Genomic DNA, 601 nt, shown 5'->3' on the forward strand with positions numbered 1-601 from the left:
CTTATATTCAGATTGATTAATCTCACCATTTTTATAACTTTCTGAAACTAACAACCGCAATTCTTCTTCTGAATGCACTTCATCATGCCCTTTTGGTGGTTTCAACCCAAAAAACTTTGTAATTAACCGAGCTGATCCATTTAAAATCCAAATGAATGGGAATGCAATCCGATAAAACAAAATGAGTGGCTTAGCAACAAAGAAACTCACTTGTTCTGCTTTTTGAATCGCAAATGTTTTTGGAGCTAACTCTCCTACTACCACATGGAAAAATGTGATAAACAAAAATACCAAGATTATAGCGAAAATGTCTGCGAGTTGAGTAGGGACGTTCCAATTTGCAAACAACACATCAAACATGTGCTTTAGCGCAGGTTTACCAGACCACCCAATCCCAAGAGCTGTAACAGTTATTCCTAATTGACAAGCTGATAAATATTCGTCTAAGTTTGTAATGATTGTTTTGACAGATAGTGCACGATTATTTCCTTCTGCAATTAAATAGTCAATTCGTGAACTCCTCACTTTAACAATTGCAAATTCTGCTGCAACGAAAAATGCCGTTAAGGCAATTAAAACAATCACTATACTTATACTATAT

1 protein-coding gene is annotated in these 601 nt (G+C 35.1%); it reads right to left on the reverse strand.

Annotated elements, in window-relative coordinates; all coding sequences use genetic code 11:
• Nucleotides 1-601, reverse strand: a 601-nt coding sequence (locus AC1DTM_RS30675) for a hemolysin family protein (protein WP_477001730.1), incomplete at both ends; no start/stop codon positions are given.

It is taken from the genome of Bacillus sp. P4_D3, assembly GCF_056401855.1.